The organism is Pseudomonas libanensis, from assembly GCF_001439685.1.
GTDB lineage: Bacteria > Pseudomonadota > Gammaproteobacteria > Pseudomonadales > Pseudomonadaceae > Aquipseudomonas > Aquipseudomonas libanensis.
Genome location: NZ_JYLH01000007.1, coordinates 26,604 through 39,620, shown reverse-complemented (window position 1 = coordinate 39,620; position 13,017 = coordinate 26,604). Strand labels below are relative to the sequence as shown.

Below are 13,017 nucleotides of genomic sequence, written 5' to 3'. Positions count from 1 at the left end.
TTCCATCGCAGGCGGACTATGTTTGATCAACGCCACTTTTGCGCCCGGGGAGGGCGACACCATGAATACCAGCGATCTACTGGAACAACTGTTGCGTGCAGGGCAGCAAGGCGGCAGCGCTTCGGGCGGTGGCCTGGGCGGGTTGCTCGGGGGGTTATTGAAAGGCACCAGTGCCGGTGGTGCTGCAGCTGGCGGTGGCTTAGGTGGATTACTGGGTGGCCTGGGTGGCTTGTTGGGCGGTGCGCCGGCCGGCGGTGGCGCTCAGGCGCGCAAAAGCGGCGGGATGAATTACGCGGCGCTGGCATCCCTGGGGATGGCGGCTTTCCAGGCCTATCAAGCCTGGCAGCGCCAGCAGGCCACAGCCCCACAGCAAGCCATCCAGACCGTTGACCAGCTTGAAGGCGCACAAGCCGAAGCCCACAGCCATGGCGTATTACGTGCGTTGATCGCGGCAGCTAAGGCCGATGGGGCTATTGATGCGCAAGAGCAGCAGATGATCTCTGCCGAGATCGGCCGTCACACCGACGACCCCCAGTTGCAGCAGTGGCTCGACGCTGAAGTCGCCAAGCCCCTGGATGCCTCGGATTTTGCCGAGTATGCCCATGACCCGGCGCTCGCCGCGGAGATTTACCTGACCAGCGTGATGCTGGTCAGTGATCAGCAGGACGCTGAGCGCAATTACCTCGACGATCTGGCCGGGCAGCTGCAAATCGATCCGCAGTTGCAGCTGCACCTGGAACAGCAGGCCAAAGCCTAGAACCTCAGCGTTGTCCCAGTGGTCAGCCACTGGGCGCGTTCCCCAATCAGGCTGCGCCCGACCACCACGTCCACATCGACCCGCTTGCCGATGTGGAATCGCGGCCCTGCCTGCCAAGCTTGCTCACCGCCTTCCTGGCCGTAGCGTTCGCCGATCAGGGTCAGTCCCTCCGCCAACTGATATTCGAACCCCGTGCCCCAGCTCAGGCGGTGCTGTTGATCGCCGTCGTTATAGGCGTGGCTCCAGCCAGCGTTCAGGTTCAGGCGCAATGGCGCCAGGGGCTGCCAGGTCAACGGAACATTCAAATCGGCCCCGTCAAACCCGTGCTGGCGATCGAGGGCCACATGCGCTCCGGCGGCAATCGCAAGCTCAAGCCCCACGTCTTCCCGTGATAACACCTGCGCCTTTACCTGCGGGCTGATCTGCGTCTCGCCTTTGCCTGCGGTGGTGGCGCGTGACAACGCGGCGCCCCATTGCACGGTGGGCATGGCGCTGAACGTACAGGCGGGCGACAGGGTGGCGTTATGGGTGCTGGCCGCGTGTCGATTGGCGCTGTACCAGGCGTCGACATTGCATTCGCCCGGAGCATTGACGGCGCCGTCATCGACCACGTAAGCACCGCCTGCGGCATGGGCCTTGGAAAATAGGGCGATGAGCAAGACAGCGCCCAGGCTCACGCCGATAAAGATCAGGTTGCGCTGCAATGCACGGCGCTTGGCCGGTGGCAACAACAGCAAGGTGTGGCGGGCACCGCGATAGTGGCGCGCACGGTATTTGGCAAAGCCGTCCTGCCGCTTTGGGATGTGTCGTTTGTGCATGATGCACCTCGTTTGAATTCAGCTTTCTACAGTCAGCACCGAAATGCCCAGGGCTTTGGCCTGGCACACCAGCTCCAAGGTGTCGTCGCCACCGGGCAGGGCGATGATCACGTCGGGGCGGCTGTCGGCCAGCATGAAGTGGTTGCGTTGGCGCTCGGCCTGCTTGCCGTGGCGTTGCCAATTGGGTGGGTAGCGCACCACATCGATGCCGATTTCCCGCGCCCATTCCTCGATCTCGCTGCCGAGGAACTGGTTGCCGCCGTGAATCAATACCTGCACCGGGCGCAGGCGGTGGTAGGCGTCCAGCACATGGCGGGACTTTTTGGTGTCGGCGTAATGACGACCTGCACAGATCAAGACGCGCATAGGGTGCATCCTTGTATTGCACGGTGACGGTCGGGCGACCGCCACCGTTTGAACGGCGGGGAGATCAGTACCACTGCTTGAAGCGGCGGATGTAGATCGTCTTCATCAGTTGGGCCACGCAGCAGTACGCCAGCAGGGTGCCCACCAGCCATGGGAAGTAGGCCATCGGCAGGGGTTGCAGGCCTACCAGGGTGCCCAGAGGCGAGAACGGCACGTAGATGCCCAGGGCGATGACGATGCAGGTCATCATCAACACCGGCCAGGCAGCGGTGCTCTGGAAGAACGGGATCTTGCGGGTGCGCAGCATGTGCACCACCAGGGTTTGCGAGAGCAGCCCCTCGATAAACCAGCCGGACTGGAACAGGGTCTGCATTTCCACACTGTTAGCCGAGAACACGTACCACATCAGGGCAAAGGTGGTGATGTCGAAGATCGACGAGGTCGGCCCGATCCAGATCATGAAGCGGCCGATGTTTTTCGCATCCCACTTGCGCGGCTTGGCCAGGTATTCCTTGTCCATCTTGTCCCACGGCAGGGCCAGCTGGGAGATGTCGTACATGAGGTTCTGCAGCAGCAGGTGGATCGCCAGCATCGGCATGAACGGGATGAACGCACTGGCTACCAGCACCGAGAACACATTGCCGAAGTTGGAGCTGGCGGTCATGTTCAGGTACTTCATGATATTGCCGAAGGTCTCGCGGCCCTTGAGTACACCTTCTTCCAGCACCATCAGGCTCTTTTCCAGCAGGATGATGTCGGCCGATTCCTTGGCGATATCCGTACCGCTGTCCACCGAGATACCCACGTCAGCATCCCGCAGCGCCGGCGCATCGTTGATACCGTCGCCGAGGAAGCCGACGGTGTGGCCGTTGGCTTGCAGCGCCTTGAGTACCCGCGATTTCTGTAGCGGCGTCAGCTTGGCAAATACCGTACGCTCTTCCACGCGGCGCAGCAGGGTGGCGTCGTCCATCGCTTCGATTTCCACGCCCAGCAGCGGCTGGCCTGGCTGCAGGCCGACCTGGCGGCAGATCTTGCTGGTGACCACCGCGTTGTCGCCGGTCAACACCTTGATTGCCACGCCAATCTGCTGCAGCGCGGCAATCGCCGGGCCTGCGGTTTCCTTCGGTGGGTCCAGAAAGGTCAGGAACCCCTGGATCACCAGGTTGCGTTCATCGGCAGTGGTGTACTGCTGGCGTGCCAACGCCTTGGGGATATTACGGGTCGCGACCACCAGCACACGGAAACCGTCTTCGTTGTAGTCGTTAGCCAGTGCCAACAGCGCCTCACGCCGACGATCATCCAGGGGCACGGCGGCGCCGTCTTCCAGGGTGTGGGTGGAAATGCTCAGCATCTCTTCCACGGCGCCCTTGCACACCAATAGATGGTCACCGGCAGCGTCCTTGACCACGATAGACAGACGACGGCGTACGAAGTCGAACGGCAATTCATCGACCTTGCCATAGGCAAATGGCACCTGGAACTTGGGGTTCTGTTGCGCAAACTGCACCACGGCCTGGTCCATCAGGTTCTTCATGCCGCTCTGGTGAAAGCTGTTGAGCCAGGCCAGGGACAACACCGCATCGTCGCGCTGGCCGAAGGCGTTGACGTGATGTTCGAGGATGATCTTGTCCTGGGTCAGGGTGCCGGTCTTATCGGTGCACAGCACATCCATCGAGCCGAAGTTCTGGATCGCATTGAGGCGCTTGACCACCACCTTGCGCTTGGCCATGGCCGTGGCGCCCTTGGCCAGGTTGGCGCTGACAATCATCGGCAGCATTTCCGGGGTGAGGCCGACGGCCACCGCCAGGGCAAACAGCAAGGCATCGCTCCAGTCACCCTTTGAGAAGCCATTGAGCAAAAACACAATGGGCACCATCACCAGCATGAAGCGGATCAGCAACCAACTGACGCTGTTCACTCCACGGTCGAAGGCGGTCTGCACCCGCGAACCGACAATCGCCTTGGCCAGGGAGCCAAAGTAAGTGCGCGGCCCGGTGGCGACCACTACGGCCTTGGCGCGGCCGCTGACCACGTTGGTGCCCATGAAGCAGATGTTTGGCAGATCGAGCAGGTTGCCTTGGTCGGCGGCCAGGCTGGAGGCGGATTTTTGCGTGACATCGCCGAGGGTGTCGTACTTCTCCACCGGCAAGGCTTCACCGGTCAGTACGGCCTGGCTGATAAACAGGTCGCGGGACTCGATCAGGCGGATGTCGGCGGGGATCATGTCACCGGCCGACAGCTGCACGATATCGCCGGCCACCAGTTCGCGCATCGGCACTTCACGCAGGGTAGGTTGGGCACCGACCTGCTCGCGGCGTAGCACGGTGGCCGTGGTGCGCACCATGGCCTTGAGCGCCTCGGCGGATTTGGCCGAACGGTGCTCCTGCCAGAAACGCAGCAGGCTGCTGAGCAACACCATGGTCATGATGATGATGACTTTGGTCGGGTCGACTTCTTCACCTGCCTGCAGTGGCAACCAATAGTCGGTGACAAAGCTGATGCCCCCCAGGGTCAATAGCACGTAGATGAAGGGGTTGTTCAGTGCCTGCAGGAACTGGACGATGGCGTGTGGCGGCTTGTCATGGGCGACTTCGTTATAACCTTCGCGTAGCAGGCGCGCCGAGGCGTCCAGTTCGGTCAGTCCGTCCTGGGTGGCACGTACGTTGGCGAGGGTAGCCGCCAGGCCGTTCTGGGCTTCACGGGCGGCGCGCATCGACAGCTTGGTGTCGGCAGCGGTGCCATTTTTCTTGTGCAGAGGCGTGTTTTTTACGGCGCTCATTGTCTGTACTCCTGTCGCCAATTCTCGACAAAACATACCCGGTACTTACCTGCATAGAGGCGAGCGAAAGCATGCCGAGCCGCGGACTTCGCGATCGGTTTAAATAAAGTGTTCAAGTAACTTCTAGAGTGCCCGCTAACAGCGCGTTAATTAATATGCGCGCAGCGGGCTACTACTGGACTTGTTCATAAAGAACTCCAGGGTCTTAATAAGAAAGTTGCAGTTTCCAGCCAGGTCAGGCGGCGCGAGCGCTCACATAAACACCGAGCATCAAGCTGGCTTGCGCCAGGCTGGAAACCTTGGGTCTGTGCGGGTCTTGAGGGTCGGCGTGGTCCCAGTGCTGCACCAGTTGGCCGCTGTCAGGGCAGATACGCCAGTGCGCCAACGGCGGTGCCGGGCGCGCTTGAGGGGAGGGTGCAGCAAAGGTTGAGCGGGTTGGCGTAAAGCCCACGGGCTCCCGGCACAGCTTGGCGCGCAGGGCGGCGGCCAGCGTGCGTACATCGGGCAAAGCAATGAGTTGGAAGGTCATAACACACCTCGGGACCGGACACGCGACCGGTGAGGCAGTTACGGTGGAGCATCGAGCTCTAGCGCAGCTTACCGGACCGGGAAGGCGAGTCCTGTCATATTCTGGGTTTGGCGCCCGATGCCCGCGGATGCGGTGCTCGGACAGCGACTAGATACTGTGTCCATTGGCTTCTTTTGTGAGGTTTAAAAAAGGCCCCAGTTGCGGGCACGGGCAATCTACTCAGACCCTGTCAGAATGTCAACGCATGATTAATTAAATCAACCCGCGTTCAGAGTTCATTCAGACAAGGGACATGCGAAAGTTGCTGGGTATATAACTTCATATACCTTGGGCGGCGAGTATCGCCAGGTAGATCAATACCAAACCGCATGCGGCATAACTGACACGCTGCCAAGTGGGCGAGGCGTTCTTGCGCAGCAGGTTTACCAGCGCGGCGATCAGGAAGCACGAGAGCACCGAGGCCAGCATGAAGCCGGCAAAAAACATCAGGGTTTGCCCGTGGCTGGGCGTGGCGCCGACGATGCCCGACAGCGCACTGCCCAGCGCGCCCCAATAGACAATATTCTTCGGGTTGGCCAGGGAGATCGCCGCGCCCACGGCCAGCGCATTTTGTCGGGTACTGGCCGGCGCGTCACTGGCTGCGGGCAGGTGCCAGGCGTCAATCAGGCTGCGGACGCCCAGCCATGCCAGGTACAGCGCACAGACGATCGTCAGTGGCACCCGCACCGCGTCATGCTGGATCAGCAGCGCGATACCGGTGAGGCCAATCACGGCCCAGACGGCGTCACCCACCAGCGAGCCGAACTGCACCAGCAGCGCCGGTGTGAAACCGTGGAGCAAGCCGCGGCGCAGGGTCTCCGCCAGCACGGCGCCGGGGGAGAGGCAAAATACGAAACCGAAAACCAGTGCGTAGAAAAAGATCGTCAGCATGCCCGCGTCCTTTCAGGAAAGTGCGAAAGCATACGTCAGCGAAGGGTTAAGAAACCATGCTGATTTGAATGGTCCACGATCCAAATGTGGGAGGGGGCAATACGCTCGAGCTCAACCTTCAATTCATCCGAGCCGAGGCTGGCAAATGGCAGCGCAAAAAACGCCTCGCAGCGAGCGGCGATGATGTGGAGGGTGGCCTTGAATGCTGCATCTACCTGGGCTTCATCACCTTGCACGTGGGAAGGGTCTTCCAGCCCCCAATGCGCCTTCACTGCCGCGCCGAAATATACGGGACAAGCTTCCCCGGCCGCGTTGTCACACACCGTGATGACCACATCCGGCGGGCTGCCTTCAAAAGCGTCATTGCCCTTGCTGTACAAACCTTCGGTGCTGATGCCCGCCGCCTGCAGCGTCGTCAGGCTGCGCGGCAAAACCTCGCCCTTGGGAAAACTGCCGGAGCTGATCGCCTCGAAGCCCTCAGGCGCCATGTGGTTGAACATCGCTTCTGACAAAATGCTGCGGCAACTGTTGGCGGTACACATGAACAGCACTTTCATTGCAGTCTCCTTTAGACGCTCAGGCGCAGGGCGAGGGCGGCGAGGGTGATCAACAGCACCGGCAAGGTCAGCACGATGCCGACCTTGAAGTAGTAGCCCCAAGTGATGGTGATGCCTTTTCGCGCCAGGATGTGCAGCCACAGCAAGGTCGCCAGGCTGCCGATGGGGGTGATTTTCGGGCCCAGGTCGCTGCCGATCACGTTGGCGTAGATCATCGCGTCCTTGACCACGCCCACGGCATGGCTGGATTCGATGGAGAGCGCGCCGATCAGCACCGTCGGCAGGTTATTCATCGCCGATGACAGCAGTGCCGTCAGCACGCCGGTGCCCATGGCCGCGCCCCACACACCGTAGGTGGCGAAGGTGTCGAGCCAGGTCGCCAGGTAGTCGGTCAGGCCGGCATTGCGCAGGCCATACACCACCAGGTACATGCCCAGGGAAAAGATCACGATCTGCCAGGGCGCTTCCTTGAGGACCTTGCGCGTGGAAATCTTGTGGCCCTTGGCGGCAATCACCAGCAACAGTACCGCGCATACCGCGGAAATCGCACTGATGGGAATGCCCAGCGGCTCCAGGGCAAAACAGCCGACCAGCAGAATGCCCAGTACCCACCAGCCGGCGCGAAAGGTCGCACGGTCATGGATGGCACTGGCAGGGGCTGCAAGGTCGGCCGGGTCGTAGACCTGGGGAATATCGCGGCGGAAAAACCACAACAGCACTGCCAGGGTCGCAGCGACGCTGGCCAGGTTCACCGGCACCATTACCGCGGCATATTCGTTGAAGCCGATCTTGAAATAGTCCGCCGAGACGATGTTCACCAGGTTTGACACCACCAGCGGCAGGCTCGCCGTATCGGCGATAAAGCCGGCGCCCATGACAAATGCCAGGGTCGCCGCCGGAGAAAAGCGCAAGGCCAGCAACATCGACATCACGATGGGGGTGAGGATCAGCGCCGCGCCGTCATTGGCAAACAGCGCCGACACCAGCGCGCCGAGCAGCACCATATAGGCAAACAAGCGCCGGCCACGACCACGGCCCCAGCGGGCCACATGCAGGGCGGTCCAGGCGAAGAACCCGGCTTCATCGAGCAACAGACTGATGATGATCAACGCGACAAAGGTACCGGTGGCGTTCCAAATGATGTGCCATACCACCGGGATGTCCGCCAGGCTGATTACCCCAAAGGCCAGGGCCAGGATCGCCCCCAGGGTGGCGCTCCAACCCACGCCGAGGCCTTTGGGCTGCCAGATGACCAGCACGATGGTGACAAGGAAAATCCCAATTGCGACAAGCATGAATAAAGGCTCCGATGGCTTAGCAGCAGGTGCTTGCCCGTTGTGGTCTGTTGCCCATTGCATCCAGACGCAGTGCGTCGTTCTGCAACCATGGCTGGTTGGCTTGCAAGGTGGTGTCCAGCACCTGAGTCACCCAGGCGGGCAGTGCCGGATTGATGCGGTAGTAGATCCATTGCCCTTGACGGCGGTCCAGCAGCAGCCCGCAACTGCGCAGTTGCGCCAGATGACGGGAGATCTTGGGCTGGCTATTGTCCAAGGCATGGATCAGCTCGCACACACAAAGTTCGCCTTCGCGCAGGATCAATAACGCCAGGCGTGCGCGAGTGGCGTCAGCCAGGCATTTGAACAGGGTGGGAGGAGAGAGGAAATCGGACATGACCAATGCCTTTATATATGGTTATTCGAATATACGTATTTCCATATGTTTCGGTCAAACCTTGTTTCATTTGATATGGATCAAATGTCCTGGAAACAGCCACAACTGTTTGAAATTAAAATGAAACACAAAGGTCCTAAAGTGCCTGCCTATTGCCGATGAAGGAAGAACCCGCGTGACCCGTGCCACTCGCAACCTGCGCAAGACCCTGGATTCCGTCGCGGAAAATAACGAAACCGCGGCGTTCGACCTGATGCGCGCCGTGGAAAAACTCGGCGATGAGGTCCTGCGCCAACGCTTGCTCAACACCATCCACCGACTCAACCAGGATGCTTACGAATTGCGCGAAGCGCGGGAGTCGGTGGAGCTGGTTTCGGTGAAGCTCGCCTGAGCAAGATCGTTCAAGACAAGCCCCTGATTGCGCTGGCATGCTTGTCGACTGTCTGTCGATGAGCCGTTTCCATGCCCACTGCATTACCTCATTACGCCTTCACCCGCGGCGCCATCGCCGTTATTCCTTTGTCCCTGGCCTGCGCGCCTTGGGGGTTGCTCGCCGGCTCCATGGCCATCGATGCGCAATTTACCCCGCTGCAAGCCCAGGGCCTGTCTGCCATCGTGTTTGCCGGTGCGGCGCAGTTGGTCGCCATCGGCATGGTCAAGAGCGGCGCCAGCCTGATTTCTATCGTGTTGACCACCTTGCTGCTGACCTCCCAGCACCTGCTCTACGGCATGCATATGCGCCCCACGTTGTCGGCGCTCAATACCCGCTGGCGCATGAGCCTGGGGTTCTTGTTGACCGATGAGTTCTTCGCCCTGGTCAACCACTACGACCGCGAGACCTTCAATCGCTGGTATGCCCTGGGCGTCGGCCTGACGTTTTATATCATCTGGAACCTCTTCACCCTGGCCGGCATTGTGCTGGGCAAGAGCATTCCCGGCCTGGACCAGTTGGGGCTGGAGTTCTCGATTGCCGCCACCTTTATCGCCCTGATTACCCCCGTGGTGCGCGATGTGCCCACGGTGGTGTGCGTGGCGGTTTCGCTGCTGTGTTCGGTGTGGTTGAGTTATTTGCACTGGGAATCGGCGGTGGTGGTCTCGGGGGTATTGGGGATGAGCGCAGGGTTTGCCTGCAAGCGCCTGGGAGTGGGGCAACGATGATCTACTTGATGATTGTGGCCATGGGCCTGGTGGTGTTTTTCAATCGCTATGTGTTTCTCGAACCGCGCCTGCCCGTGCGGCTCAATCGCGGCGCCCGTGAGTTCCTGGGGTTCGCCGTGCCGGGCATGCTAACGGCAATCTGCGGGCCGATTATTTTCCTGGCGGACCATCAGCTCAACCTGAGCCCGACCAACCCCTACTTGCTGGCCGCCATCTGCGCCGTGGCGTTGATGTTCTGGACGCGCAGTGTATTGATCACCGTGTTGTCGAGCATGGCGTTGTTCTATCTGTTTCGTTGGTGGCTCTGATAGCCAGGCAAAAAAACGCCCGCGGGAGGGCGGGCACAAGGGAGGCTTCTTGAAAATGAGCTTGGCCACTATAGGCGGCGAGTTTGCCCTTCACAGTGAAACAAAGTTCATGGGCGCGTCAGTTGACCCCGGCACAATGGTAGAGTCACGGTTTTTCCAAGGAAGCAATGGCATGCACAAGCTGGTAATTGGCGCATTGGTATTGGCAGCACTGGCCGGCTGCGCGGGTTCGAAGATGAAAGAGGCCCGTGCCGGCAGCCCCTACAAGACCCTGGCATCGGACAAGGCCACCCTGGTGGTTGCCCAATGCATCCAGTTCGGCTGGCAGGATGAAAGCGTGTTTGGCGTCGACGCCGGCGGTTTCAAGGAGGCTACCGAGGCCGGTGGTTTCACGGTCTACACCACGGGTGGCGACTACTTTGTCGACGTACAAAGCACGGGTGCGGGTTCCAGTGTCAAGTACTACGCCGTTGAAGACAATATGCCGGCCAAGCGTCGCCTGGCTGCGCTCGCCACTTGTCTGTAATACCTTGCCTTAGTCATATTGCGAAACGCCTGGCGGGACAGCCGCCGGGCATTGTCTTATGATTCACTCGCTCGCTCGACGTGATGGCTCTTTACCGGTACACGGATGTCGAGGCCTAAACGTCGGGCGAGCACCTCTTTGTCCCGCCTCAACGCGGCATGAAACCCAGGTGCCAGCGCCGCGGGATCATCAGTGTCACCAGCCCCAACAACCCTGCCATCGCACCGCTGACCCACAGTGCACGCAGGCCCATCTGCTGCTCCAGCAGCGCGCCGATCACCGCACCGATAAACATCCCGGCCCAGGGAACCAATTGCACGCGCCAGCCGTTGCGACGCTCGCCCAATAGCCAGCGCCCCAGCCCGCGACCAAAGCGCGACAGCGCGCCGGTGACATAGGTGAGCCCCACCGGCAAGCCATTCACTTCCTCGACGGCCGCGTTGAGCATACCCATGGCGATAATCGCCGCCAGCAAGGCCGGTAAGGTCGCTGTCGACGGCCATAGCGCCCCGCCACAGAGCAAGGCGCCGATGCACAACAAGAGCGGCAACGCGTGGCGCTTGCTGAAACGGCTGACCATCACGCCCAAGGCATTACCGAGCACAAAGGTTGCGATCAACAGCACCAGGCGTCCGGTGAGCCCGAGGTCGCCGGCGCTGATGGCCACCGCCAGCCGGGTGGTGTTGCCGCTCATGAACGAGACGAAATCGCCGCTGGCCATAAAGCCAATGGCGTCGGTCATGCCGGCCAGCACCGACAGGCACGCCACCAGCATCATGCCTACCCGTCCGCGCCAGCGCTGTCGATGGGCGAGCGTAACGTTGGTGTATGGCTTGCGGGACGAAGGCAGCATGGGGCCGGTTTCCTCGGTGAGATTATCCGGCCATTACCGTAGGACGCTTTGCGTGCGGGTGCAATGACCTCAGGCATGCTCCAGTTGCCAGCCGGTGCTGTGCCACGTCAAATGATGAGTCGGCTCAATCGCCTGTAGAAAAGCCTCGTCATGGGAGACAGCCAGCATCGCGCCTGTAAAGCTTTTCAACGCTTGCTCAAAGGCGAGCACCGATTCCAGGTCCAGGTGATTGGTGGGTTCATCCAATAGCAGCAGTTGTGCGGGGATAGCACGCCACAAGGCAACAGCCATCGCGGCTTTCAGGCGTTCGCCGCCGCTGAGTTGCGCCACCGGTTGGGTGACCCGCAACGCATCCAATTGCAGCAACGCCAGGCGCGTACGCAGCTCAGCTTCTGCCAGCGGGGTGTCGAGCAGGTTGAGTTGTTCGATGATGCAACGCCGGTCATCCAGCAGCGCCAGGTGCTGATCGAGATAAGCGCTGGACACCGCCACCTGGCACTCGCCACTCACGGCCTGCCATTGGCCGGCGAGTAATTTGAGCAGGGTGGATTTACCGCAACCGTTAGGCCCGCGCACGGCAACGCGCACGGGCCCCGCCAGGTTAATGGTCAGATAGCTGGAGGGCGCCAGCGGATCGAGCCAGGGCAACTGCGCACCTTCCAGGGCCAGCACTTGCCGGCCGTTGGGCACCGTCGAGCCTGGCAAGGCAAGCAGGGTGGGCGTTTCGTCCACCACGCGCTCGTAGGCTTGACGCACCTGGTCATCCAGCTGGTTTTTGTGCGCGTGATGAGCGCTGCGCACAGTGCTGACAATTTCCGTAGCGGCGCCTTTCCAGCGTGCCCTGGTGAAGCGGTCGACGTTGGCGGTCTCGGCATTTTTACGCGAGCGTGCGGCGTTGCGCTGCAGACTGTCATGGTCTTTTTGCAGGCGTCGACGCTCACGGCTACGTGTCTGGCGCGCATGTTCCCATGCAGCGATGGCGGCCTGTTGCTGTGTCTGCTGTTGCTGGCGATAGGCATCGAAGTTGCCGCCGTAGACCTGGATACCAAGGGGGGACAATTCGATGATGCGCCCCATGGCGTTGAGTAACTGTCGATCATGGCTGACCACCACCAGGCCGCCGCGCCAATCGCCCAGCACCCGTCGCAGCCAAGCGCGCCCGGCACTGTCGAGGTGGTTGCTCGGTTCGTCCAGAATCAGCAACTGCGGCGCCGCCAGTAGCGCACCGATCAGGGCGACCCGAGCCAATTGGCCGCCGCTGAGTTGATCAGTTCGGGTGTCGGCGCTGAGGGTTGGCAAACCCGCCGCATCCAGTGCCAGGCGCAAGCGCTCGGCCAGGTCCCAGCGATCGTCGATCAACTCCAGATCACCGACACGGGCCTCACCTCGGGCCATACGCTCAAGGGCAGCCAAGGCAGGGGCTGTGGCGGTGATATGGGCGACCGTTGCGTCTGCTTGAACCGTCAGCGCCTGGGGCACATAGACGACGCTGGACGGCTTTTTCAAGCTGCCGGAGGAAGGCAGCAATGCCCCGGCCAGCAACTTCGCCAGGATACTTTTGCCACGCCCATTGCGCCCGACGATACCGGTGGGCGTGTGATCAATGGACAGGCTCAGGTCCTCCAGCAAGGTTTCGCCATTGGCGAACTGGAAAGACACATGTTGCAGGGAAACAAGCACGGGCAGCCGGTTGACGTCAGTCATCAGCACCTCCAAGAAAATGTCGAACAGGCCAACAAGCGCACCAGGCGGCTCGTTGCAGATA

15 protein-coding genes are annotated in these 13,017 nt (G+C 61.0%); 5 read left to right on the top strand and 10 right to left on the bottom strand.

What is annotated here, in order from left to right:
* Positions 1-61: 61 nt before the first annotated feature.
* Positions 62-757 (top strand): tellurite resistance TerB family protein, encoded by a 696-nt coding sequence (locus TU73_RS12670; RefSeq protein WP_057012729.1) that lies wholly within the window; start codon positions 62-64, stop codon positions 755-757.
* Here TU73_RS12670 and TU73_RS12665 read toward each other — a convergent pair.
* The 8 genes from TU73_RS12665 to TU73_RS12630 all read right to left on the bottom strand — a co-directional run bounded on the left by TU73_RS12665 (position 754) and on the right by TU73_RS12630 (position 8,407).
* Positions 754-1,575 (bottom strand): hypothetical protein, encoded by an 822-nt coding sequence (locus tag TU73_RS12665; RefSeq protein ID WP_057012496.1) that lies wholly within the window; start codon positions 1,573-1,575, stop codon positions 754-756. The two genes, TU73_RS12670 and TU73_RS12665, sit on opposite strands and share 4 nt — an antisense overlap.
* A gap of 18 nt (positions 1,576-1,593) precedes the next feature.
* Complete coding sequence (locus TU73_RS12660) at positions 1,594-1,941, bottom strand: DUF2493 domain-containing protein (RefSeq protein ID WP_057012495.1); 348 nt, start codon at positions 1,939-1,941, stop codon at positions 1,594-1,596.
* 64 nt (positions 1,942-2,005) lie between these two features.
* Positions 2,006-4,720: a magnesium-translocating P-type ATPase gene (gene mgtA / locus TU73_RS12655; protein ID WP_057012494.1), complete on the bottom strand. Its 2,715-nt coding sequence runs from the start codon at positions 4,718-4,720 to the stop codon at positions 2,006-2,008.
* 235 nt (positions 4,721-4,955) lie between these two features.
* The gene (locus tag TU73_RS12650; RefSeq protein ID WP_057012493.1) at positions 4,956-5,249 is read right to left on the bottom strand and encodes a hypothetical protein; all 294 of its coding nucleotides are present in this window, start codon (positions 5,247-5,249) and stop codon (positions 4,956-4,958) included.
* 318 nt (positions 5,250-5,567) lie between these two features.
* Positions 5,568-6,179 (bottom strand): LysE family transporter, encoded by a 612-nt coding sequence (locus tag TU73_RS12645; RefSeq protein WP_057012492.1) that lies wholly within the window; start codon positions 6,177-6,179, stop codon positions 5,568-5,570.
* Positions 6,180-6,214: 35 nt separating this feature from the next.
* The gene (locus tag TU73_RS12640) at positions 6,215-6,736 is read right to left on the bottom strand and encodes an arsenate reductase ArsC (protein ID WP_057012491.1); all 522 of its coding nucleotides are present in this window, start codon (positions 6,734-6,736) and stop codon (positions 6,215-6,217) included.
* 11 nt (positions 6,737-6,747) lie between these two features.
* Complete coding sequence (locus TU73_RS12635) at positions 6,748-8,031, bottom strand: arsenic transporter (RefSeq protein ID WP_057012490.1); 1,284 nt, start codon at positions 8,029-8,031, stop codon at positions 6,748-6,750.
* Between the two features lie 19 nt (positions 8,032-8,050).
* On the bottom strand, positions 8,051-8,407 hold the full coding sequence (locus TU73_RS12630) for a metalloregulator ArsR/SmtB family transcription factor (protein WP_057012489.1): 357 nt from the start codon (positions 8,405-8,407) through the stop codon (positions 8,051-8,053).
* A gap of 175 nt (positions 8,408-8,582) precedes the next feature.
* Between TU73_RS12630 and TU73_RS12625 the strand changes: the two genes are divergently transcribed.
* The 4 genes from TU73_RS12625 to TU73_RS12610 all read left to right on the top strand — a co-directional run bounded on the left by TU73_RS12625 (position 8,583) and on the right by TU73_RS12610 (position 10,399).
* On the top strand, positions 8,583-8,798 hold the full coding sequence (locus TU73_RS12625) for a hypothetical protein (RefSeq protein WP_057012488.1): 216 nt from the start codon (positions 8,583-8,585) through the stop codon (positions 8,796-8,798).
* A gap of 71 nt (positions 8,799-8,869) precedes the next feature.
* Positions 8,870-9,565 carry an AzlC family ABC transporter permease gene (locus tag TU73_RS12620; protein ID WP_046068239.1) on the top strand — a complete coding sequence of 232 codons (696 nt, stop codon included), beginning with the start codon at positions 8,870-8,872 and terminating at the stop codon, positions 9,563-9,565.
* Positions 9,562-9,873, top strand: a complete 312-nt coding sequence (locus TU73_RS12615; protein ID WP_057012487.1) for an AzlD domain-containing protein — start codon at positions 9,562-9,564, stop codon at positions 9,871-9,873. Before TU73_RS12620 ends, TU73_RS12615 begins: the two co-directional genes overlap by 4 nt.
* A gap of 172 nt (positions 9,874-10,045) precedes the next feature.
* Positions 10,046-10,399: a hypothetical protein gene (locus TU73_RS12610; RefSeq protein WP_057012486.1), complete on the top strand. Its 354-nt coding sequence runs from the start codon at positions 10,046-10,048 to the stop codon at positions 10,397-10,399.
* A 148-nt stretch (positions 10,400-10,547) separates the two neighbouring features.
* On the opposite strand, the gene TU73_RS12605 is transcribed toward TU73_RS12610, so the two are convergent.
* Positions 10,548-11,252, bottom strand: coding sequence for a YoaK family protein (locus TU73_RS12605; protein ID WP_057012485.1), 705 nt, complete (start codon positions 11,250-11,252; stop codon positions 10,548-10,550).
* A gap of 69 nt (positions 11,253-11,321) precedes the next feature.
* A complete protein-coding gene (locus TU73_RS12600) occupies positions 11,322-12,956 on the bottom strand; it encodes an ATP-binding cassette domain-containing protein (RefSeq protein ID WP_057012484.1) in 1,635 nt (544 codons plus the stop codon).
* Between the last annotated feature and the right edge of the window lie 61 nt (positions 12,957-13,017).

What these genes read in the sequence shown, in the direction of transcription:
- TU73_RS12670 (WP_057012729.1), top strand. Translation starts at nt 62, where the DNA reads ATGAATACCAGCGATCTACTGGAACAACTGTTGCGTGCAGGGCAGCAA.
- TU73_RS12665 (WP_057012496.1), bottom strand. Translation starts at nt 1,575, where the DNA reads ATGCACAAACGACACATCCCAAAGCGGCAGGACGGCTTTGCCAAATAC.
- TU73_RS12660 (WP_057012495.1), bottom strand. Translation starts at nt 1,941, where the DNA reads ATGCGCGTCTTGATCTGTGCAGGTCGTCATTACGCCGACACCAAAAAG.
- mgtA (WP_057012494.1), bottom strand. Translation starts at nt 4,720, where the DNA reads ATGAGCGCCGTAAAAAACACGCCTCTGCACAAGAAAAATGGCACCGCT.
- TU73_RS12650 (WP_057012493.1), bottom strand. Translation starts at nt 5,249, where the DNA reads ATGACCTTCCAACTCATTGCTTTGCCCGATGTACGCACGCTGGCCGCC.
- TU73_RS12645 (WP_057012492.1), bottom strand. Translation starts at nt 6,179, where the DNA reads ATGCTGACGATCTTTTTCTACGCACTGGTTTTCGGTTTCGTATTTTGC.
- TU73_RS12640 (WP_057012491.1), bottom strand. Translation starts at nt 6,736, where the DNA reads ATGAAAGTGCTGTTCATGTGTACCGCCAACAGTTGCCGCAGCATTTTG.
- TU73_RS12635 (WP_057012490.1), bottom strand. Translation starts at nt 8,031, where the DNA reads ATGCTTGTCGCAATTGGGATTTTCCTTGTCACCATCGTGCTGGTCATC.
- TU73_RS12630 (WP_057012489.1), bottom strand. Translation starts at nt 8,407, where the DNA reads ATGTCCGATTTCCTCTCTCCTCCCACCCTGTTCAAATGCCTGGCTGAC.
- TU73_RS12620 (WP_046068239.1), top strand. Translation starts at nt 8,870, where the DNA reads ATGCCCACTGCATTACCTCATTACGCCTTCACCCGCGGCGCCATCGCC.
- TU73_RS12615 (WP_057012487.1), top strand. Translation starts at nt 9,562, where the DNA reads ATGATCTACTTGATGATTGTGGCCATGGGCCTGGTGGTGTTTTTCAAT.
- TU73_RS12610 (WP_057012486.1), top strand. Translation starts at nt 10,046, where the DNA reads ATGCACAAGCTGGTAATTGGCGCATTGGTATTGGCAGCACTGGCCGGC.
- TU73_RS12605 (WP_057012485.1), bottom strand. Translation starts at nt 11,252, where the DNA reads ATGCTGCCTTCGTCCCGCAAGCCATACACCAACGTTACGCTCGCCCAT.
- TU73_RS12600 (WP_057012484.1), bottom strand. Translation starts at nt 12,956, where the DNA reads ATGACTGACGTCAACCGGCTGCCCGTGCTTGTTTCCCTGCAACATGTG.